The sequence below is a fragment of the Bacteroidota bacterium genome, assembly GCA_016699695.1.
GTDB lineage: Bacteria > Bacteroidota > Bacteroidia > Bacteroidales > UBA10428 > UBA10428.
In genome coordinates this window covers 3,739,396-3,762,546 of sequence record CP065006.1, presented here as the reverse complement: position 1 = coordinate 3,762,546, position 23,151 = coordinate 3,739,396, and the positions used below count along the sequence as shown (strand labels likewise).

The 23,151-nt window shown below is 34.7% G+C and carries 19 protein-coding genes; 16 read left to right on the top strand and 3 right to left on the bottom strand.

Translation table 11 applies throughout. The features are described from left to right. Positions 1 to 134: 134 nt before the first annotated feature. The 8 genes from IPM71_15735 to IPM71_15700 all read left to right on the top strand — a co-directional run bounded on the left by IPM71_15735 (position 135) and on the right by IPM71_15700 (position 11,114). Complete coding sequence (locus tag IPM71_15735) at positions 135 to 620, top strand: phosphoribosylaminoimidazolesuccinocarboxamide synthase (GenBank protein QQS51002.1); 486 nt, start codon at positions 135 to 137, stop codon at positions 618 to 620. A 17-nt stretch (positions 621 to 637) separates the two neighbouring features. Continuing rightward, positions 638 to 1,123: a hypothetical protein gene (locus tag IPM71_15730; GenBank protein QQS51001.1), complete on the top strand. Its 486-nt coding sequence runs from the start codon at positions 638 to 640 to the stop codon at positions 1,121 to 1,123. Between the two features lie 803 nt (positions 1,124 to 1,926). Then, positions 1,927 to 3,249, top strand: coding sequence for a putative DNA binding domain-containing protein (locus tag IPM71_15725; GenBank protein QQS51000.1), 1,323 nt, complete (start codon positions 1,927 to 1,929; stop codon positions 3,247 to 3,249). 1,385 nt (positions 3,250 to 4,634) lie between these two features. After that, on the top strand, positions 4,635 to 5,537 hold the full coding sequence (locus IPM71_15720; GenBank protein ID QQS50999.1) for a hypothetical protein: 903 nt from the start codon (positions 4,635 to 4,637) through the stop codon (positions 5,535 to 5,537). Between the two features lie 1,342 nt (positions 5,538 to 6,879). Then, positions 6,880 to 7,407, top strand: a complete 528-nt coding sequence (locus IPM71_15715) for a hypothetical protein (protein ID QQS52865.1) — start codon at positions 6,880 to 6,882, stop codon at positions 7,405 to 7,407. 291 nt (positions 7,408 to 7,698) lie between these two features. Continuing rightward, positions 7,699 to 8,259: a hypothetical protein gene (locus tag IPM71_15710; GenBank protein QQS50998.1), complete on the top strand. Its 561-nt coding sequence runs from the start codon at positions 7,699 to 7,701 to the stop codon at positions 8,257 to 8,259. 506 nt (positions 8,260 to 8,765) lie between these two features. Further along, positions 8,766 to 9,356 (top strand): hypothetical protein, encoded by a 591-nt coding sequence (locus IPM71_15705; protein ID QQS50997.1) that lies wholly within the window; start codon positions 8,766 to 8,768, stop codon positions 9,354 to 9,356. Between the two features lie 543 nt (positions 9,357 to 9,899). Continuing rightward, complete coding sequence (locus tag IPM71_15700) at positions 9,900 to 11,114, top strand: IS701 family transposase (protein ID QQS52864.1); 1,215 nt, start codon at positions 9,900 to 9,902, stop codon at positions 11,112 to 11,114. On the opposite strand, the gene IPM71_15695 is transcribed toward IPM71_15700, so the two are convergent. Both IPM71_15695 and IPM71_15690 read right to left on the bottom strand, forming a co-directional pair. Further along, positions 11,103 to 11,471 carry a hypothetical protein gene (locus IPM71_15695; GenBank protein QQS50996.1) on the bottom strand — a complete coding sequence of 123 codons (369 nt, stop codon included), beginning with the start codon at positions 11,469 to 11,471 and terminating at the stop codon, positions 11,103 to 11,105. The genes IPM71_15700 and IPM71_15695 overlap by 12 nt on opposite strands. 890 nt (positions 11,472 to 12,361) lie before the next feature. Further along, entirely contained in the window at positions 12,362 to 12,712 is a 351-nt protein-coding gene (locus IPM71_15690) for a hypothetical protein (protein QQS50995.1), read from the bottom strand. A 299-nt stretch (positions 12,713 to 13,011) separates the two neighbouring features. Here IPM71_15690 and IPM71_15685 point away from each other — a divergent pair, with 299 nt between their 5' ends. The 8 genes from IPM71_15685 (at position 13,012) to IPM71_15650 (ending at position 21,446) form a co-directional block, all read left to right on the top strand. After that, a complete protein-coding gene (locus IPM71_15685; protein QQS52863.1) occupies positions 13,012 to 14,226 on the top strand; it encodes an IS701 family transposase in 1,215 nt (404 codons plus the stop codon). A 45-nt stretch (positions 14,227 to 14,271) separates the two neighbouring features. Then, complete coding sequence (locus tag IPM71_15680) at positions 14,272 to 14,592, top strand: hypothetical protein (GenBank protein ID QQS50994.1); 321 nt, start codon at positions 14,272 to 14,274, stop codon at positions 14,590 to 14,592. Positions 14,593 to 14,783: 191 nt separating this feature from the next. Then, positions 14,784 to 15,557: a DUF3592 domain-containing protein gene (locus tag IPM71_15675; protein QQS50993.1), complete on the top strand. Its 774-nt coding sequence runs from the start codon at positions 14,784 to 14,786 to the stop codon at positions 15,555 to 15,557. 152 nt (positions 15,558 to 15,709) lie between these two features. Next, positions 15,710 to 16,306 (top strand): hypothetical protein, encoded by a 597-nt coding sequence (locus IPM71_15670; protein ID QQS50992.1) that lies wholly within the window; start codon positions 15,710 to 15,712, stop codon positions 16,304 to 16,306. Positions 16,307 to 16,543: 237 nt separating this feature from the next. Then, positions 16,544 to 17,071 (top strand): hypothetical protein, encoded by a 528-nt coding sequence (locus IPM71_15665; protein QQS50991.1) that lies wholly within the window; start codon positions 16,544 to 16,546, stop codon positions 17,069 to 17,071. 281 nt (positions 17,072 to 17,352) lie between these two features. Beyond that, the gene (locus IPM71_15660) at positions 17,353 to 18,408 is read left to right on the top strand and encodes a hypothetical protein (GenBank protein ID QQS50990.1); all 1,056 of its coding nucleotides are present in this window, start codon (positions 17,353 to 17,355) and stop codon (positions 18,406 to 18,408) included. A 1,345-nt stretch (positions 18,409 to 19,753) separates the two neighbouring features. Beyond that, a complete protein-coding gene (locus IPM71_15655) occupies positions 19,754 to 19,984 on the top strand; it encodes a hypothetical protein (protein ID QQS50989.1) in 231 nt (76 codons plus the stop codon). A gap of 247 nt (positions 19,985 to 20,231) precedes the next feature. After that, positions 20,232 to 21,446: an IS701 family transposase gene (locus tag IPM71_15650; protein ID QQS52862.1), complete on the top strand. Its 1,215-nt coding sequence runs from the start codon at positions 20,232 to 20,234 to the stop codon at positions 21,444 to 21,446. 115 nt (positions 21,447 to 21,561) lie between these two features. Here IPM71_15650 and IPM71_15645 read toward each other — a convergent pair whose 3' ends face one another. Continuing rightward, positions 21,562 to 22,731 (bottom strand): IS4 family transposase, encoded by a 1,170-nt coding sequence (locus tag IPM71_15645; protein ID QQS50988.1) that lies wholly within the window; start codon positions 22,729 to 22,731, stop codon positions 21,562 to 21,564. Between the last annotated feature and the right edge of the window lie 420 nt (positions 22,732 to 23,151).

The following is a 23,151-nucleotide window of genomic DNA, read 5'->3' as shown; positions in this document are numbered from 1 at the left end:
GGGTGTTGCAGAAATAGAAAAGTTTGTATATTTAATCCGCGGTATCGCTGGTTTTTTGGGTTGGTGCTTTTATTCCCAGCCTGCTTATATTGGCGTACCGTTAGAGCGCATTTAGCAGAAACACACAGATAACAATGGATACAGAAAAAAGATTTAGAACAAAAACAGGATTTTGCCATATTTTATCGGACAAGATAGTCTTAACAAGAGACGGCATTGTAGGAAATCTTGCAAAAGTTACTGTTGGAAATTCCATTTCTAGGATATTAATAATCTATGGATTAGTTACCCTTGGATTGATATATTTTGCCTTTGATAATTTCAAAAAACAAGACAATTTCATGGCAGTATTATTATTACTGTTTGCTGTTTACCTTTTTTATGGAATAGTTGCAAGCCTAAACAATTCTGCAACGCCTATGATTGATAGAAAATCGATTCAACAAATAAAATTCAAAAAAGGGATTACAGGATTAACACGTACTAGATTCGAAGTGATTTTTACGGAGGAAAATGGTAAGTCTAAAAAGCGTTTGATTATGTTGCCAGGTTCATTGACTGGTGGACAAACTGAGACTGATATTGCTTATAAAATAATGACTGAAGAAAAATTACTATAAAACAAAATGCTAATAATATGATTAAGAAAATCATAGATAGATTTGCGTTAGTCCTTTGGATTATTTTAAGTGCAACATATCTGTTATCCTTATTTACATCCATTGAAATTTCGTCTTTAACACTTCGAAACATTTGTTTTCTAACGACAATTTCAGGTTTAATATTAATTATTCTGAGATTGTTAAAGATTAAGCTTAAAGAAAATATTTACAGGATTGTGATATTTTCATCCATTTTAATTGGTGGTTTTGTAATTACATGGTTTAAATGGACTGGAGATTGGAAAACGCAGACCATAATTTATGAGAATGGACATATAAGTTGCAAGACAATTGAGTTTCAAATGCATGATAAGGGAGCATTAGGATATAATAAACGAATAGTGGAAGTAACTAAATTGACTGGATTCTTAAAATTGATTGAACCTATAGATACCGCTGATATAGGACTCCCTTGGATTAAAGTAGATAAGGAAATAAATGAGTTGAAAATAAAATATTAATATAAACGCGCTCTAACAAATGGTAGAGTTCATGCGGGTTTCAGAGGTTTTCGGGCGTTGGTGGCTCGTAAAAAAAGTAGGTAGTAAACTGATAAGAAAAAGCTACGAAATCCCGCACGAAACCCTACCATAAAACGTTACAGCCAAGTGTCACCTGCCAATTTTAAGGTCATTTTACTGATAGTGCATCTAAGTTAGCTCCGGTTTGATAACACATTTTGCATGCCCCAGTCCCACCCCTTCATTTAATTGGAGCGCTATTGTAACGGATTGCAAAGTGTCACAAAACTTGGGTAAAGTTCAAAAACCAATTCCAAAACCATGAGTAAGCTTTGGCTCTTTTGGCAATAAAGCCTTTTGTCTGCTGAATAATAACCATTTACTCAGCCTCTGAGCCAATGGTTTGGCTAATGGTTTTTGAAACAACTTTTCCGCCACTTTGCTTTGCACCCTGACAAGTCCTGCAGCTATTAAATGCCCGGCAGATAGATGAGATAGCAATTAAATCCGGTTCCGGGGGCAAAATGATGTTCCAAACCTTGTGCGCCCATATAGCTTTGCGCTTTTAACACGCCGCCACCAGGCTATAACAGCCAATATAAGCAAGCTGGGGGTTGCAGAAATAGAAAAGTTTGTATATTTAATCCGCGGTATCGCTGGTTTTTTGGGTTGGCGGTTTTAAGCCCAGCCTGCTCATATTGGCGTACCGTTATGGGCAAGGGAAACAGAGATCCCGACATAGAAAATCTGATAAAAATCTGGAATTAATAATTAAACAGTAATTTTGTGGGAAAATAAGTCAGATGCAAGAAAATCAAAATATTGAATGGAAAGAAAATTGGAAAGATGAATACCTTAAATGGATTTGTGGTTATGCAAATGCATCTGGAGGAAGTATAATAATTGGGAAAAATGATAACGGAAGGATTGTTGAACTAAAGAATTCTAAAAAGCTTCTTGAAGATATTCCAAATAAGGTAAGAGACATTCTTGGCATTCTGGTTGATGTTAACCTACACACCACCAAAGAAGGAAATTTCATTGAAATAATCGTTGAATCACAACCTTTTCCTGTAAATTACAAGGGTCAATATCATTACCGAAGTGGAAGCACTAAACAAGAATTAAAAGGAGCCGCATTAGATAAATTCTTGCTTGAAAAGAAAGGCAAAAAGTGGGATGGCGTTCCGGTTCCAAAAGTTTCTGTGAATGATTTAAAGAATGAAACGTTTGAGTTTTTCAAGAAAAGGGCAATGATAAGTAAAAGAATTGATGAAAGTGTTCTAAATGAAAACAAAATCAACATCCTTGAAAATCTTAAATTAATAGAAAAACCTTATTTAAAACGAGCAGCAATATTACTTTTCCATCCCGACCCAGAGAAATATGTTACTGGAGCCTATATAAAAATCGGTTATTTTCAAACAGATACAGAATTAGTTTTTCAGGACGAAGTAAAAGGAAATCTATTTGAGCAAGTAGAAAGGACGATTGAAATTCTCTTTACAAAATACATCAAAGCCATTATTTCGTATGATGGTATACATCGGGTCGAAACTTATGAATATCCCAAAGATGCTATTCGTGAAGCATTACTGAATGCACTTGCACATAAAGATTATTCAAGTAGCACTCCAATTCAAATAAGTGTTTATGATGACAAAATAATGATTTGGAATTATGGTCAATTACCTGAAGACTGGACTGTTGACAATTTATTGCAGAAACATTCATCAATCCCTTACAATCCAGACATTGCAAACGCTTTTTTTAGAGCAGGTTATGTTGAGTCGTGGGGAAGAGGAACAATTAAAATTATTGAACAATGTAAAGAATTCAATATGCCAAAACCTGATTTTCAGAATAAAGGCAAAGATTTTTGGGTTATATTTAAAAAGGATATTTTTAATAAAGAATCCTTACAGAAATTAAACCTAAATGAAAGACAGATTAAGGCTTTACTCTTCGTAAAGGAAAAGGGAGAAATTTCAAATAAAGATTATCAAGAAATATGTAAAGTTTCAAAAGGAACAGCGACAAAGGAATTGCGAGAACTTATTGATGAATTTAATATTTTAGAAAGAAAGGGTAACGTTGGTGCTGGGACAATTTATGTAATAAAGTAAAAACGAATTGGATAATAATTGGATAAATTGGATAATCCAACCCCAGCCCATAACAGCCGGTATAAGTAATTTGGCACTTTTTGGTTTGCTAAGGTTTGTACTTTTATTTATGTTTACATTAACTTGATAACTATAAGCTACGAATCGCCAAACTACTCATACCGGCGGGGCGTTACAGCCAAGTGTCACCTGCCAATTTTAAGGTCATTTTACTGATAGTGCATCTAAGTTAGCTCCGGTTTGATAACACATTTTGCATGCCCCAGTCCCACCCCTTCATTTAATTGGAGCGCTATTGTAACGGATTGCAAAGTGTCACAAAACTTGGGTAAAGTTCAAAAACCAATTCCAAAACCATGAGTAAGCTTTGGCTCTTTTGGCAATAAAGCCTTTTGTCTGCTGAATAATAACCATTTACTCAGCCTCTGAGCCAATGGTTTGGCTAATGGTTTTTGAAACAACTTTTCCGCCACTTTGCTTTGCACCCTGACAAGTCCTGCAGCTATTAAATGCCCGGCAGATAGATGAGATAGCAATTAAATCCGGTTCCGGGGGCAAAATGATGTTCCAAACCTTGTGCGCCCATATAGGTTTGCGCTTTTAACACGCCGCCACCAGGCTATAACAGCCAATATAAGCAAGCTGGGTGTTGCAGAAATAGAAAAGTTTGTATATTTAATCCGCGGTATCGCTGGTTTTTTGGGTTGGTGCTTTTATTCCCAGCCTGCTTATATTGGCGTACCGTTACAGCCAAGTGTCACCTGCCAATTTTAAGGTCATTATTGGGATTGTGCTTTTCAGTTACCTCCGGTTTGATAACACATTTTGCATGCCCCAGTCCCACCCCTTCATTTAATTGGTGTGCTATTTTAAGGCTTGCAAAGTGTCACAAAACTTGGGTAAAGTTCAAAAACCAGTTCCAAAACCATGAGTAAGCTTTGGCTCTTTTGGCAATAAAGCCTTTTGTCTGCTGAATAATAACCATTTACTCAGCCTCTGAGCCAATGGTTTGGCTAATGGTTTTTGAAACAACTTTTCCGCCACTTTGCTTTGCACCCTGACAAGTCCTGCAGCTATTAAATGCCCGGCAGATAGATGAGATAGCAATTAAATCCGGTTCCGGGGGCAAAATGATGTTCCAAACCTTGTGCGCCCATATAGCTTTGCGCTTTTAACACGCCGCCACCAGGCTATAACAGCCAATATAAGCAAGCTGGGGGTTGCAGAAATAGAAAAGTTTGTATATTTAATCCGCGGTATCGCTGGTTTTTTGGGTTGATGGTTTTAATCCCAGCCTGCTCATATTGGCGTACCGTTGGCGGTAATTATACCTGCGACAGAAATTAGGGGTAACGATTTTTTGATTTGTCTCACGTAAAAAAACTATGAAAAGAATAATTGGATTATTATTATTGGTTTCAATTTCAGAATTATGCTTCTCGACAGGACAAGTTCCAGATTATTTGGTTATTGATAATGATACGATTGCAATTTTTGCGAATCCGCTTGAGCAATATTTCGAAAAAGTTAACAATCGAGAGATAATTGGATTAAAGGGCTGTGGTTCTACTGCATGCTGGAGAGGATATAAAGCCATTTGGAGACTACGAAATGATAGTTTATTCTTGACTGCTATCACAAGCTGTCATTCAGGAGACTGGTGCACTGACATTAGAGACGCTGATTTGGATTTAATGTTTGGTGAGAATTATAAAAATAATTCTGTTTTTGCATCATGGTTTACAGGCGACATTATGGCTCCAAAAGGTGAATTAGTCCAATATATACATATGGGATATGGTTCAATTTATGAAGAAGAACAGTATTTTACATTTGAGAAAGGTATTAAAATAAAAGAAAGAATAAAGTCAAATAGGAAAATCGCAGACAAGATTAGATTTCACAAGAAAGAAATGGAAGTTTCTAAGCAAGTTCAAGACACATTATTTTATTATGTGAAAAAAAATGTGAGTTGGGATACTATAACGACTCCTTGGTTCATGCTTTGTGATGAAAAATATATTTTGACTTTTAATCGAAGAGGAAAAATAAAGAAAGCATGGGTAGACTGGGAAGGTGAAACTTTTCGAGAAAAGATTGATGATTGGTGGTGGAATAATACAGATGACAGAAAATGCCGAATGACTATAAAAAAAGCCATAAAACCATTAAGATTATCATATTTAGATTTACCGAAAAAAAGATTTAAAATTACATTTGAGATTTTGTATGATAGGAAAACTGGAAAGATTGAATTATGGAAAGAATATTGGATGGAAAATGAATAATAACTACCGCCAACAAATGGTAGAGTTCATACGGGTTTCAGCGGTTTGCGAGCAGTTTTGGCTCGTAAATAAAGCAGGTAGTAAACTGATATGAAACAGCTTCTAAATCCCGCACGAAACCCTACCATAAAACGTTACAGCCAAGTGTCACCTGCCATTTTAAGGTCTTTTTTTGGATTGTGCTTCTAAGTTAGCTCCGGTTTGATAACACATTTTGCATGCCCCAGTCCCACCGCTTCATTTAATTGGAATGCTATTTTAACGGCTTGCAAAGTGTCACAAAACTTGGGTAAAGTTCAAAAACCAATTCCAAAACCATGAGTAAGCTTTGGCTCTTTTGGCAATAAAGCCTTTTGTCTGCTGAATAATAACCATTTACTCAGCCTCTGAGCCAATGGTTTGGCTAATGGTTTTTGAAACAACTTTTCCGCCACTTTGCTTTGCACCCTGACAAGTCCTGCAGCTATTAAATGCCCGGCAGATAGATGAGATAGCAATTAAATCCGGTTCCGGGGGCAAAATGATGTTCCAAACCTTGTGCGCCCATATAGCTTTGCGCTTTTAACACGCCGCCACCAGGCTATAACAGCCAATATAAGCAAGCTGGGTGTTGCAGAAATAGAAAAGTTTGTATATTTAATCCGCGGTATCGCTGGTTTTTTGGGTTGATGGTTTTAATCCCAGCCTGCTCATATTGGCGTACCGTTACAGCCAAGTGTCACCTGCCAATTTTAAGGTCATTTTACTGATAGTGCATCTAAGTTAGCTCCGGTTTGATAACACATTTTGCATGCCCCAGTCCCACCCCTTCATTTAATTGGAGCGCTATTGTAACGGATTGCAAAGTGTCACAAAACTTGGGTAAAGTTCAAAAACCAATTCCAAAACCATGAGTAAGCTTTGGCTCTTTTGGCAATAAAGCCTTTTGTCTGCTGAATAATAACCATTTACTCAGCCTCTGAGCCAATGGTTTGGCTAATGGTTTTTGAAACAACTTTTCCGCCACTTTGCTTTGCACCCTGACAAGTCCTGCAGCTATTAAATGCCCGGCAGATAGATGAGATAGCAATTAAATCCGGTTCCGGGGGCAAAATGATGTTCCAAACCTTGTGCGCCCATATAGCTTTGCGCTTTTAACACGCCGCCACCAGGCTATAACAGCCAATATAAGCAAGCTGGGGGTTGCAGAAATAGAAAAGTTTGTATATTTAATCCGCGGTATCGCTGGTTTTTTGGGTTGGCGGTTTTAAGCCCAGCCTGCTCATATTGGCGTACCGTTGGGTGTAATGCCAGAAAAACCTCACAAACTTGCTAAATTCTCGTTGATTTTTGGTAAATTTGAATTATGAAACAGAATCCTCAATATATTGATATAGAGATTGATAAATTGACTAATTCGATTGAGAACGTCATAACGGGAGATAGCTTTCAGACAGACGTTACGTTGATTGATAAAAGTGACTTAAAATCAATTACAAAGAAAAACGGATGGCTATTTAATTGGAAAAACGAGTACCAACAACCTGATCGTGACGTTTATAAACTGACAATTACAGGAAATCCAGACATAATCCAGGGATTGGTAAGTATAACTGAACGAGAAGACCATGTTTATATGCACCTGATTGAAAGTGCTCATTTTAATCTTGGTCGAAATAAAGTGTATTTAGGAGTACCAGGAAATCTTGTTGCATTTGTATGTCGAATATCATTTCATCGTGGATTTGATGGTTATGTTTCATTTACCTCAAAAACTCAATTAATTGAGCATTATGAAAAGACACTTGGAGCGAATAATGTTGGTGGCCATTTAATGGTTATCAATACGGATTCTGCGTTAAAGTTGATTGATAAATATTTTAAAAATTAAATACTATGGGATTGATTAGAGAACCTTTGGAAGTTGATTTCTTTGTTGACCCAAAACCATTGACAGAAAAAGAGAAAAAATGATCAGTGATTACATTAAGGCTGACAAAGAGAAAAGAAAGAGTAAAAAGCACATAAGAAAAGGCACATACACCCAACACGTGGTATAAAAAACTGCCGGGAGTTGTGAAATTTGCAGGTTCATCACCCGCATCAACAATTGTGTAGCCTGATAAATAATTCGCCCGCAATCGGCAGCTTCTCATACCACCACCGTTAGTGCTAATTAAAAATGAAATACCTACTTAAAAAGAAATATAGTCTTGACTTGAATTTTTCAGAAGAAGATTTTCGCAGAAAGTTCAAATCAAAGTTCTCTGAGAGGAATAAAGATTCCATACGAGGATTAAAAGGTGTAGTAGAGGCAAAGACATTTACTATTAATCATCCTTATAATATACTGATCCCTGATTATTCTGGAGATAGGTTTATATACAGTCTCTTTGAATTAATAGGTAGCTATAATTGTCATGAGGGAAAAACAAAAGTTGATTTAACTGTTAGACTTACCGTTTTTACAAAGTTTATGATGTTGCTCTGTCTAGGCATCACAAGCACTTTGATATTTGTTGCAAGTGGTATTTATGGCTTTCTGATATGCCCTTTATTAGTTGCTTTATTATATCTCTTTTTAAGGGTTGGCCTTTATATTTCAGAGCCTTTATATCTGGATAATTTCAAACTTGCTTTTGGACTTATTAACGAAGTATTAAAAGACTATAGTTTTGAGGTTAAAGAAAACATAGCAACCATTCGAATTAGCAGAAAAAAAAAATTCTCTATAACATATTAGCCATATCGATTTTATCTGCCGTATACCTATCTATGGTACTAACATCAAGTGACCAAGAATATATTTTATCAACAATCATCTTTATTTTTATTATACTTACTTCTCATCAAAACCATCTTGATTATAGCATAAAACTAATATTGAAAAATTCTCAAGTTGTTGATTTTTGGTTATTTTATAAAATGGCATTGATACCTGTTCCAAGTCTACTTTTTAAGATTAAAAAATCCCAAAAAAATGAAATTAAAAAACTGAGATTTAAATACAATATAATAACAGGACTTCTATATGGGTGTATAGTTGGCATGATATTCTATTTCTTATTTTGATTTAGGTGTCCTATAACTAGCACTAACAGCCAATATAAGCAAGCTGGGGGTTGCAGAAATAGAAAAGTTTGTATATTTAATCCGCGGTATCGCTGGTTTGTTTGGTTGGTGGTTTTAATCCCAGCCAGCTCATATTGGCGGCCCGTTAGCCTTAATTTTAGAAAATTCACATCAAGCATGAAACATAAACTGATAATTATAATAGTATTTTTAACTGGATTGATTTCTCAATATTCGTTTGGACAAAATGAGAAATCACCTGAAATAAATGTTGTTTATGGTGACAAGCATATTTTTACAATTGAAACTCCAAATGGTTGGATAAATGATAAAGAATCTGCTCAAACAATTGGATTGGTTTGTTTCTTCTATCCGAAGACAGAGATTGGTAAATCACACTTTAATTATTGTTATGCAAATGGATATGACAAAGTAAAATCCGATGAGAGCCTTTTCGATTTTATTAAAGGCGATTTGGATAAGTTCAATAAAAAATATCCCGATTTCACTTATAACAAACTTCCTATTGAAATAACTGGCGGTCTTAGAAATGCAGTTTTATACTCCTTTTCAAATCTCCCAGACAGATATAGAGAAGAAGTTCTTTATTCCGAAACGGACGATTCATTTATTATTTTTTCATTTTCAGCAAAGACCGAAGAGGATTATAAAGCCTATCAACCGATATTTGATGGTTTGATTGCATCATTTAATTATCGTGGAAATAATCCGAAACCGTTTTTGGATTTTATGAATAGTAAGAAATAATGAGATTTTAATAGTTCTATCTTTTAAATTACTCTCGTGAGACAGACAATTATATTGATAAGTCTTTTTCTATCGGCAAATCTTTTAGCACAATATAGATTTCCTGATATATCGAATGATTTTAAATCGGATATCTTGATAGGTATCGATAAAAACAAGAAGTTTAGAGACTACGATTTCATCTTGATTAAGTATGAAGACAACTATTGGTATTCTAATATTAATTATCGGCTATTTGCATATCGAGACAATTCAGTCGATTTTTATCATGTAATTAATTCTACTTTAACAGATTAAACAAAACCCTTGTAAACATTGATATTTCAAGGAAATTCAGTATCTTCAATGCACAGAAAAACAGGCTTATCGTTCCGAAAAATGTTTAATACAACGTAAAAATAATAATCGATATGGAAAAACCTGACCTCTGTAATAGAGCGAGTTAGTGTTCACCTTAATGATTATCAGCATGTATTTTGTAATTCAACAAAGAAGTTCTTTGACAAAGCACAGCAATATTCATTAGGAATAATACAAAGTCAGATGCGCAATATTGAAAGAATAAGCGAAGATTTGGGAGCTAACTACCATCAAATGCAGCACTTTATAACTGAGTCTAACTGGGATCATCGAGTTTTGATAAATCAAGTAGCCCAGGAAGTAAGCCAGGTTTTACCCAAAAGAAAACTTACAGGATTGATTATTGATGAAAGTGGTTGGGTAAAAAAAGGCGACCATAGCGTAGGCGTTGGACATCAATATTGTGGGAATGTAGGGAAACTATCAAATAGTCAGGTTGCGGTATTTGCTTGTTTAAGTAATGGGGATTTTGCATCAATGGTTGATGCCCGACTATACCTTCCCAAGGCTTGGTGTGACGACAAGACAAGATGCGAAAAAGCAGGCGTTCCTGTAAAGCACCGAACATTTAAAACTAAGCTCGAACTGGCATTAGAAATTATTCGCCAGCAAGTAACCAATGGCATCATCTTCGATTTTATTGGAGGCGATGGTTATTATGGTAACGATGTGGATTTTGCCAGCAGCATAGATTTGCTTGGTTATCTGTACATGCTGGATATCCATAAAGACCAAAAAATATATTTGGAACGTCCTGACTTGGCTATTCCCGAGCGAAAAAGCAATAAGGGTCGTGAACCCAAGAAATTAAAAGCAACTACAGACGAATTAAGTGTATCAAAATATTTACAGACTTTAAATGACGAAAATTGGCAGCGTATTAGTGTTCGTAATACAGCCAAAGGAGTTCTTGTAGCTGACTATCATTTTATAAAGCTTTGGATAATCAATAACAGTAAAATGCAAGTAGAGCAAAGGTTACTGGTTATCCGTAAAACGAAAACCAAAGAAGGCAAGGACGAAATAAAATATTCTTTTACCAATGCTAATCTTGAACAATACACTAAGAAAGCTATAGCCTATATGCAAGCACAACGGTACTTTGTAGAACATTGCATAAAAGAATCAAAACAGATACTCGGGCTAGACCAGTTTCAGACACGAAAATGGCTTGCATGGCAACACCAGGTTGCATTAAACTTTTTGGTCTCGTCATTTATTTTAAAAGAAAAATTGCATTGCTTTGATGATTTACCTTTACTATCGGCTCGTGATATTAAAGAATTTATCACTTTTAAACTTTATAAACAGATGACCGAAGAACAAATGATTGATAGAATTTATGACCGGCATTTAAAACGACAGCGTGATATAAATTACTCATATTCAAAATTGTAAATCTGTTAAAGTAGAATTAAATAGTGTATTGATTTCTAATGCAGCTATATGTTTACCATCAGGCTGTATTAGAAAGTATCTAATAGGATAACTTTTAAATCGTCTATCGTAGATTGTTTTTTCACCTGTCGAACTTGTGTAAATATATAATACATCTGCTTTTGATGTTAAACCCTTGTTGGTGTATAATGATAAAAATTCATTATTAAAGTTTTTTGGCTCAGTGATATAAATATTATCACCAACTTTATAAACATGTCCGTTTTTAGCAGTATAAGGGTCATAAGATTTTAGGTATTTTTGACTAAACCCAGCTATTGAAAATGAAATCAATAATAATGTCATTAGTTTTCTCATAGTTTATTATTTAATTGATAATTATTGTAGTATCTGAGGTTTTTATGCAACCTAACGCCCAGCAGTATGCGCAGTGCGGGAATTTTGGAAAGCCCTACTGTCAGCACTACTGAATGTTGATTGCTTGTACATAGCCCAAATATAGCAAAACAACCCGTATTGCGTATACTGCTTGTTGCGTGCAGTGGGTTTTTGTTTTAAAATTTTGTCCTTTTGTCCAAATAGATAATGAAGGTCAAATATCCACGGTTAGTTAATGTCTTTTACAATTTTAAATCCCGATGGCAGCTTAATTTTTAGAAATCTCACGTTTTCGATAGCCTTTAAAAATCAGCGCATAAAAATCTACTTGCAGCCAGAAGTCAATTTGTGTCTGACTTATCTACTTGCACTGGAAGTCACAATACGAGTAGGAGCGAGGCTCGTCAGAATTGGCTCTCCCAATAACTCTTAAATCATTAAATCATAGAGTTTTCATACGTTAAAAACATATCCAGTAGCAAATCATAACAAACTTCTCAAATCCTATCGAGCGTTGAGTCCAAATGGTATCAGCATCATTGATTTCTTGCAGGTCAAATCAAAATAAAAGTGCAGCGATAGGAATCCTGATGCAGAACGCTAACTACGGAGTAGAAACTTATGCCGGGCTACCAAGTCAGATTTGAATCGGTTCACACAATCCCGAAGGATACCTATCGGTGTACTTTACTTTCATCCGATTTCCAGGTGTCACGGTTTTGATGCCATTGCACGCAACGGTTTCATAATAGCGAGTCGTGCGTGGTTGGCGCAGTGATCACCTATCAGTTTACAATGCTTTTGTTTACGAGAGGTGAGGCCTGCAAACCACTGAAGCCCGCATGCTCGCTATTATGTGTTGTGTGCCGTTATTCATATTTTTCCATTAACATTGTATCAATATTTCCAACAGGTAAAAAATCCTTTGGTCTTTCAGAAGTGTCAAAGTTTAATCTTATTTTCATTTTCTTTTCATTTATAAATTCAATAATGCCAAGTAATCGACCAAGTTCTTCTTTAGTATCAGATAGAGATGCAATAAAATCTATAGTTATTGGAGTTACATTAGTATCTATTTGATAAGTTAGAACTTGTTTGTTTTCGCTTCCAGTTTGTTTTTTCCCGCCTAATGTATCATTCTGAATAATAATCATAGCATAACCAACAGAATCAAAACTTAAATATCCTACCTCCCCTTGTTCGTCTGTACCTTTCCACAAACCAATAAGAGATTTTTGACAATAAATATTTAATTCTACTTTAACAGATTAAACAAAACCCTTGTAAACATTGATATTTCAAGGAAATTCAGTATCTTCAATGCACAGAAAAACAGGCTTATCGTTCCGAAAAATGTTTAATACAACGTAAAAATAATAATCGATATGGAAAAACACTGACCTCTGTAATAGAGCGAGTTAGTGTTCACCTTAATGATTATCAGCATGTATTTTGTAATTCAACAAAGAAGTTCTTTGACAAAGCACAGCAATATTCATTAGGAATAATACAAAGTCAGATGCGCAATATTGAAAGAATAAGCGAAGATTTGGGAGCTAACTACCATCAAATGCAGCACTTTATAACTGAGTCTAACTGGGATCATCGAGTTTTGATAAATCAAGTAGCCCAGGAAGTAAGCCAGGTTTTACCCAAAAGAAAACTTACAGGATTGATTATTGATGAAAGTGGTTGGGTAAAAAAAGGCGACCATAGCGTAGGCGTTGGACATCAATATTGTGGGAATGTAGGGAAACTATCAAATAGTCAGGTTGCGGTATTTGCTTGTTTAAGTAATGGGGATTTTGCATCAATGGTTGATGCCCGACTATACCTTCCCAAGGCTTGGTGTGACGACAAGACAAGATGCGAAAAAGCAGGCGTTCCTGTAAAGCACCGAACATTTAAAACTAAGCTCGAACTGGCATTAGAAATTATTCGCCAGCAAGTAACCAATGGCATCATCTTCGATTTTATTGGAGGCGATGGTTATTATGGTAACGATGTGGATTTTGCCAGCAGCATAGATTTGCTTGGTTATCTGTACATGCTGGATATCCATAAAGACCAAAAAATATATTTGGAACGTCCTGACTTGGCTATTCCCGAGCGAAAAAGCAATAAGGGTCGTGAACCCAAGAAATTAAAAGCAACTACAGACGAATTAAGTGTATCAAAATATTTACAGACTTTAAATGACGAAAATTGGCAGCGTATTAGTGTTCGTAATACAGCCAAAGGAGTTCTTGTAGCTGACTATCATTTTATAAAGCTTTGGATAATCAATAACAGTAAAATGCAAGTAGAGCAAAGGTTACTGGTTATCCGTAAAACGAAAACCAAAGAAGGCAAGGACGAAATAAAATATTCTTTTACCAATGCTAATCTTGAACAATACACTAAGAAAGCTATAGCCTATATGCAAGCACAACGGTACTTTGTAGAACATTGCATAAAAGAATCAAAACAGATACTCGGGCTAGACCAGTTTCAGACACGAAAATGGCTTGCATGGCAACACCAGGTTGCATTAAACTTTTTGGTCTCGTCATTTATTTTAAAAGAAAAATTGCATTGCTTTGATGATTTACCTTTACTATCGGCTCGTGATATTAAAGAATTTATCACTTTTAAACTTTATAAACAGATGACCGAAGAACAAATGATTGATAGAATTTATGACCGGCATTTAAAACGACAGCGTGATATAAATTACTCATATTCAAAATTGTAAATCTGTTAAAGTAGAATTAAAAAGAAAAAAAATGACCGAATCAAGGTGAAGCGAAAAATCACTGCCGACTATTCAGATTTTGTAATCTTGATTGATTCCCTCATAAATAAAGGACTTTTCCATTTATCGGTTGATGATTTAAATAGTGATATTGTTAATTCCGATGGTTCGATAACAAGGCATCAGATTTCTGATGGAATTTCTGAAGTATTTGTGACTTATTCTAATGGAAAATCATGGGGTCTTGAGGTATATGAGCCTAAAAGTCATTATGATTTTTCAAGTAAAGAAAGTTTTAGGATTGTTTTGGAATCAATAGATTTGATTAATGAATATTACAGAAAAACTAAGGCTAACAAATGGTAGAGTTCATGCGGGTTTTGGAGGTTTGCGGGCGTTTGTGGCTCGTAAAAAAGGTAGGTAGTAAACTGAAAAGAAACAGCTTCGAAATCCCGCACGAAACCCTACCATCAAACGTTACCTGCAATTCTGTTAATGCCATTTACCCCATTTATTTTGGCGAAAGGTTAATTTATTGTTTGATTGAATTTAATACTGTGAATAATAAAGAATTAAATATTGATAGCATTGAATTTAAAAAGATTAAAAAGTATTTAATTCTTTTAAATTTCAAGACGCTATTTGGCCTATTTTTTTTCTTAATTGGATTAGTCTTTACAATTGTGATTATTCAATCATTTAATAGAAGCAGCTTTATCTTAGATTGGGGAGAAACTTTTATAGCTGAAGGCAGAATAGTAAAAGTTAATAAAACTATGTTCGGTTATGGAGATGAGAATAGCCATGAGCCAATTTATGAATATTGCTATAGCTATATTGTAAATGACGTTGTATTAAGGGATAAGGCTTATGGCACCAATAAAATCTATTCAGTTGGAGATATTGTAAAAGTAATTGTTAAATCTAAAAATTACAATATTAGTAAGATATCAGGTTTACGTAAATCGCCATTTGGATTATTAGCTTTAAGTCTTATAATTCTGCCAATAGCTGGGCTAATAGTTTTAATAAGTGGTATTTTATGGGGAAAAAATAAATCAAAAATTCTATCAAATGGAGTTTATACAATAGGTAGATGTTTTAAGAGCATTGAAGATAATTCAGCTCAATCGGATGATAAATATTTTAAACACTTTCTTGAATATATAGATTTAGATGGGAACAAATGTGTTACGTCATATTCTAATTTAAAAAAAGAAATCAAACCTGAGATTGAATTAGTCTTTAATAAAACAAATCCTCAAGAAAATTATATTTTTGATTCAATGCCAATAATTTTTAAAAATAAAATCATCAAAAACTGCAGGTAACAAATAACAACGTGCATGCGGGTCAAGGCAGGTGTAGCAAGGGTTACAGCCCGTAAACAAAGTTAGTGTACACTGATAGGTGATCACTTCGCACTCCGCGCACGTCTCGTTGTTATCAACCGTTGTGGGTAATGTTAAAAAACGACACGAAAATGAGACTAATAACTACATTGATTTTTATTTTTTTGCTTTATAGCAGTGTGATTTTTTCACAAGAAAAACATAAAGTTGTTTTTTACAATTACAATGAGTTTAACTCAAGAATCACGACTATTTTTAGCTCAGATACACTTATAATTACTCAATCAAGCAATTCGGATAGTATTTATTACTATGAATCATTCGGATACTTTAATATAAAAATGAAAGTTAATACAAAGCTGAAAACAGCTACATATGAAAATGGATTTTACGACGAGGATGGCAATGATGAAAACTCAAGAAATGAAATAAGAAATTCATTTGAAGTCAAATATATAGATAATAAAAACTTTGAATATAACGACAAGAAAATTCTTGTATATAGACTTTTAGTATTCAATAAAAAGGTTAATGAAAGTGCCGTTTTAGTTTTTTGGACAAAGGATTTTGGAATAATAATGCAAAAAGACCTTTATGTCAATAGCTTAATCAGATTTGATTATGCGAATAATGAGCAAAAGAATAAAACTATTCATCACTTATGCTATTTTGTGTTTAGTGATGCAGCGTTTAACAATTTGAAGGATTGGAAAGAATTCTTGAAATAAAAACACTACCCACAACACGTGGTATAAAAAACTGCCGGGAGTTGCGCAATTTGCAGGTTCATCACCCGCATCAACACTTGTGTAGCTTGATAATTCATTCGCCCGCAATCGGCAGCTTCTCATACCACCACCGTTGTGCCGCATGCAAGAGAAGCTTTCTGCCAACTAAAAAAAATTGTTTTTGTATTTATTTTTGAAATATTAAAGACTTAAATTCTAAATGTAAATTTATCAAACATGAATGAAATGATTAAATGTCCGACATGTAAGACTGAGTATGAACAACAACCTGATAATTGCGGAAATTGTGGCTACCCATTTTCAGGAACAGATAAAGAAAAATCACATTTTGTTGCTCACCAAATATTAAAAAAAGGAAAGATTTCAGACACAAAAGAAAATATTAGAAATGCAAGAATAATTTTATTTGTAATTGCAGCATTTAATATTTTATTGCCCATACTTAAATATTCAGAAGTTACAAATGGGGGTGTACAAATTGGTATAGGAATATTTATTGGATTTATATTCTTATTCTTTGGTATTATAGCAAAGAAAAAGCCATTTATCTCTATACTAATACCACTTATATTGTTAATTATTTTTTACGCTTTGATTGCCATAATCCAGCCAATTTCTTTGGTTCAAGGAGTAGTTTGGAAAGTAATATTTATTACTGGGTTAGTATATAGTTTGATAACAATTAAAGAATCTGACAAAATTAAAAAAGAGAGTAGTCATTTATCTAAAATAGATTACAAATAACTTTTTGCACGACTGCACAACACATAACAACGAGCATGCGGGTCAAGGCATGTGTAGCAAGTGTTACAGCCCGTAAATAAAGTTAGTGTACACTGATAGGTGATCACTTCGCGCTCCGCGCACGTCTCGTTGTTATCAACCGTTGTGCTTCATGCTTTTGGACATCTTCACATTTCAAAACAGTACTTTGTAAATTCAGTTTAAAACTATAAATGAAGTTTTTGGGGGTATTAGATTTAGTATTGTCAAACAGTAACTCTAATCTTAAATGATTTTTATTTATGAAAAAAACAGCCTTTATAATAATTATTTCAATTCTCTTGATAAATTTATCAGGACACTCGCAAGGTCTAAGAACTACTATATTAGATACTATCAATTCATTCGATTCATTTAATTTCGAAATTTCAAGCCCCTATAAAAAAGCAGATTTTAAAAAATATACTGAAAATATAAGAAAACTTTTTTGGCTTAAAGAATCAATTACCGAAAATGAATTAATTTATTTAATAAATTCATCTGATTCAATGTTGGTAGCTTTTGCATTTGAAGTTTTATACGAGAGGAAATCGCCAATACTGGCTGAGAATTATATAAATCTCTTACAAAAGGAGCCCTTATTGTTAAAAAGGATATTCAGACCTAGTTGCATAATTGTTCAAGATAACGAGATATATGATTTCACTTTAACTTTCTTTGAAAATGTCTATAATGTAAATTTATCTGAGAAAGAAAAAGATATAATTGATAGTATATGTTTATATAGTGATGGCAGGAATAGGGCGCTTCAGTCTGGAACGCTTGCAAGTACTAAACCTAAAGCAGAATATTATGAGAGGGTGAGGAAATTAGCATTAGATACAACAACTTCTAATTCAATATTTACTCTTCTTGCTAAATACAGAAAACAGCAAGATATTGAATTAATACAAACTTTGTATTGCAAACCAGATTCTAAAAATCAATTTATTAGAGCTGTTAGGTACTTTCCTGATTCAGCCTTCAAACCGCAGATTAAAAACATTTGCTATGATTTTGTTGATAAATCGAAAAATGGACTAAAAAGCGATATAAGCTATAGACTGTTTTGTTCATTATTAATTCAGTATCAAGGCAAATGGTTTGGAGATCTTTATTATTATGCAGAGAATAACCTAAATAAAGAAGATCTTAAGAGATTCAATGAGGCGATGTTGTATGCTTTAACTATATTTCCTAAACATATTTATTCTTCGACTTATAATTATTTGGTTAAAGATTTAAGTTTATTTGATCAAAGTGAATATATTTATCACATTAGGTCTTATTACGAAAAAGGATTTGATATTATTCATTAACTGTAGACAATAACCAGAAAGTATTAAATAATGCACGAAAGCACAACACACAATATAAAACAGTTGGGGCACAATGGTTTGCGAGGGTTTGGTTCCCGCTTCAGCTTTCTTGTCGGTGGACAGGAACGCGGCCCGCAAACCCAACCGATTTATATTGTCAACCGTTACAGCCAAGTGTCACCTGCCAATTTTAAGGTCATTATTGGGATTGTGCTTTTCAGTTACCTCCGGTTTGATAACACATTTTGCATGCCCCAGTCCCACCCCTTCATTTAATTGGTGTGCTATTTTAAGGCTTGCAAAGTGTCACAAAACTTGGGTAAAGTTCAAAAACCAATTCCAAAACCATGAGTAAGCTTTGGCTCTTTTGGCAATAAAGCCTTTTGTCTGCTGAATAATAACCATTTACTCAGCCTCTGAGCCAATGGTTTGGCTAATGGTTTTTGAAACAACTTTTCCGCCACTTTGCTTTGCACCCTGACAAGTCCTGCAGCTATTAAATGCCCGGCAGATAGATGAGATAGCAATTAAATCCGGTTCCGGGGGCAAAATGATGTTCCAAACCTTGTGCGCCCATATAGGTTTGCGCTTTTAACACGCCGCCACCAGGCTATAACAGCCAATATAAGCAAGCTGGGTGTTGCAGAAATAGAAAAGTTTGTATATTTAATCCGCGGTATCGCTGGTTTTTTGGGTTGGTGCTTTTATTCCCAGCCTGCTTATATTGGCGTACCGTTACAGCCAAGTGTCACCTGCCAATTTTAAGGTCATTTTACTGATAGTGCATCTAAGTTAGCTCCGGTTTGATAACACATTTTGCATGCCCCAGTCCCACCCCTTCATTTAATTGGAGCGCTATTGTAACGGATTGCAAAGTGTCACAAAACTTGGGTAAAGTTCAAAAACCAATTCCAAAACCATGAGTAAGCTTTGGCTCTTTTGGCAATAAAGCCTTTTGTCTGCTGAATAATAACCATTTACTCAGCCTCTGAGCCAATGGTTTGGCTAATGGTTTTTGAAACAACTTTTCCGCCACTTTGCTTTGCACCCTGACAAGTCCTGCAGCTATTAAATGCCCGGCAGATAGATGAGATAGCAATTAAATCCGGTTCCGGGGGCAAAATGATGTTCCAAACCTTGTGCGCCCATATAGCTTTGCGCTTTTAACACGCCGCCACCAGGCTATAACAGCCAATATAAGCAAGCTGGGTGTTGCAGAAATAGAAAAGTTTGTATATTTAATCCGCGGTATCGCTGGTTTTTTGGGTTGATGGTTTTAATCCCAGCCTGCTCATATTGGCGTACCGTTGGGCGCAACCTTGAAAAAACGAAAACTTGACCTACAATGAATTTTTCTAAAAAAATTTCGGATTTAATTTACATCGATAGATACAAGTTTGGACCTCTTGTTTTATTTCCTATGCTTGGATTAATGCTAATTGGATTCTCTTTTTATAAAATAGAAATTTTAATTGCAGATTTGAAAGACTTATCAATGATTGAAAATAGGATATATGATACAAGAATTGAAAGAAATAATTTTGCAATTAAACTTAATTCTACTTTAACAGATTAAACAAAACCCTTGTAAACATTGATATTTCAAGGAAATTCAGTATCTTCAATGCACAGAAAAACAGGCTTATCGTTCCGAAAAATGTTTAATACAACGTAAAAATAATAATCGATATGGAAAAACACTGACCTCTGTAATAGAGCGAGTTAGTGTTCACCTTAATGATTATCAGCATGTATTTTGTAATTCAACAAAGAAGTTCTTTGACAAAGCACAGCAATATTCATTAGGAATAATACAAAGTCAGATGCGCAATATTGAAAGAATAAGCGAAGATTTGGGAGCTAACTACCATCAAATGCAGCACTTTATAACTGAGTCTAACTGGGATCATCGAGTTTTGATAAATCAAGTAGCCCAGGAAGTAAGCCAGGTTTTACCCAAAAGAAAACTTACAGGATTGATTATTGATGAAAGTGGTTGGGTAAAAAAAGGCGACCATAGCGTAGGCGTTGGACATCAATATTGTGGGAATGTAGGGAAACTATCAAATAGTCAGGTTGCGGTATTTGCTTGTTTAAGTAATGGGGATTTTGCATCAATGGTTGATGCCCGACTATACCTTCCCAAGGCTTGGTGTGACGACAAGACAAGATGCGAAAAAGCAGGCGTTCCTGTAAAGCACCGAACATTTAAAACTAAGCTCGAACTGGCATTAGAAATTATTCGCCAGCAAGTAACCAATGGCATCATCTTCGATTTTATTGGAGGCGATGGTTATTATGGTAACGATGTGGATTTTGCCAGCAGCATAGATTTGCTTGGTTATCTGTACATGCTGGATATCCATAAAGACCAAAAAATATATTTGGAACGTCCTGACTTGGCTATTCCCGAGCGAAAAAGCAATAAGGGTCGTGAACCCAAGAAATTAAAAGCAACTACAGACGAATTAAGTGTATCAAAATATTTACAGACTTTAAATGACGAAAATTGGCAGCGTATTAGTGTTCGTAATACAGCCAAAGGAGTTCTTGTAGCTGACTATCATTTTATAAAGCTTTGGATAATCAATAACAGTAAAATGCAAGTAGAGCAAAGGTTACTGGTTATCCGTAAAACGAAAACCAAAGAAGGCAAGGACGAAATAAAATATTCTTTTACCAATGCTAATCTTGAACAATACACTAAGAAAGCTATAGCCTATATGCAAGCACAACGGTACTTTGTAGAACATTGCATAAAAGAATCAAAACAGATACTCGGGCTAGACCAGTTTCAGACACGAAAATGGCTTGCATGGCAACACCAGGTTGCATTAAACTTTTTGGTCTCGTCATTTATTTTAAAAGAAAAATTGCATTGCTTTGATGATTTACCTTTACTATCGGCTCGTGATATTAAAGAATTTATCACTTTTAAACTTTATAAACAGATGACCGAAGAACAAATGATTGATAGAATTTATGACCGGCATTTAAAACGACAGCGTGATATAAATTACTCATATTCAAAATTGTAAATCTGTTAAAGTAGAATTAATGACAATAAGAGTGAATTTTTTACTGACCACACAGAACTTGAAAATTTTTTAAAACCTGGAGAATTCATAAAGATTTATTATCATTAGTGGGCACTTAAAACCCACTGATTTTTAATTGTTTAACTTGAAGTTCTTTGACATATTTGTAATCGCATTTTGTAAGTATCTCTCTTACAGGCGTTTTATCGAGTAGAGAAATGCTGAATATTTGTAATATTTCGTAGATTGGACGGTCAACTTTCAGTTTGTTTCCAATTATGGCGACTAAACAGTAAGCAATGATCCCACAATATATTTGGATCTTAACAGCATTCATTGAATTTCCCCAAAAGGATTTAATCTTTAAGTGTTGTTTCATCCATTTGAAAAATAGTTCAACTTCCCAGCGTTTCTTATACAACATGGCGATCTCTTTGGCTTCTAACTCGGTATTATTGGTTAAGAAAACAAGTTCATTTTTACTTTCCTGATCATAATACTTTATTCTGCGAAGTTTATCGGGATATTCCTTTTTCGAATAGTGTGTTTCTAGCTTTCCAACCTGATCATATTGTACTCCTTTTGTTTTGTCAACAACTCTGGAATATAGTCGCCTAAAACGCATATTTTCTTTGGCTCTTGTTACAAAATATGCGCCTTGAGAATGCAATCTATGCAAACGACGGAAGTCAATATATGCTTTATCAACCACATAAAAACTTCCAGCTTCAAATTGGATGAGATCAAGTATATTGACATCATGGACACTTGCTTTGGTGATATGTAAAAAGCTTGGGATGGATGTCTTCACATCATATAAGGTGTGAAGTTTTATGCCTCCCTTTGCCTTTCGGAACTCAGCCCACCAAAAAACACTCAAACATAGATCAATAGTTGTGGAATCTAATGCATAAACGTTACCGTCTACCTTGACTTCGAAATCGGTTTTGTAGCAACTCCTTCTGGCCTGCTCAATTAAAACGTAAGCAAACTCTTCAAATATTCTATAACTGCGTTTTGCATTTGAAGTGCCTAGATTTCGTCGGGATACTGAAGGCCCAAATCCAAGGTGATAATATTTGGGTTGATGTGCTTCCAAACTAAGCATTAGATCACGCATACTGTCTCTTGAAGTTAGCTGTCCAAAGACCATGCAAAGCATCTGATTCCAACAAGTGAATGTTCTAACATACTTATTCCCTTCATGATTTTGAACAATCCGATCAAAAACCCTGCGGGGTAAAAAATCTGTAAGTTGTGCGAAGATAAATTTACCTTGATTCATAGAATTTGCTTGTTTTGAAGCAAATATCTAACTATTCAATTCAAATCGTCACGCTATCAAAAAACGCTACAACTGCGATGTACAAAGAATTTCAAAGAACGTAACTTAATTTATAATGCCCACTAGTGATTTATTATAAAAAAAGAATATTCTTCCCCAAACACTTAATAATATACCAAATTGAGGCGAATGGCAAAATTTTGATTGCATTTGAAATGAAAAAGAAAGAATCTTTGACTATTATGATAATATGTTTCGTTTTAGGATTTTCATTTTTGGGAATTAATTATTTTTATAGAAAACGAGTAAATAAATAAAAGGCAGCGCCCAACACGTGGTATAAAAAACTGCCGAGAGTTGCGCAATTTTCAGGTTCATCACCCGCATCAACACTCGTTTAGCTTGATAAATCATTCGCCC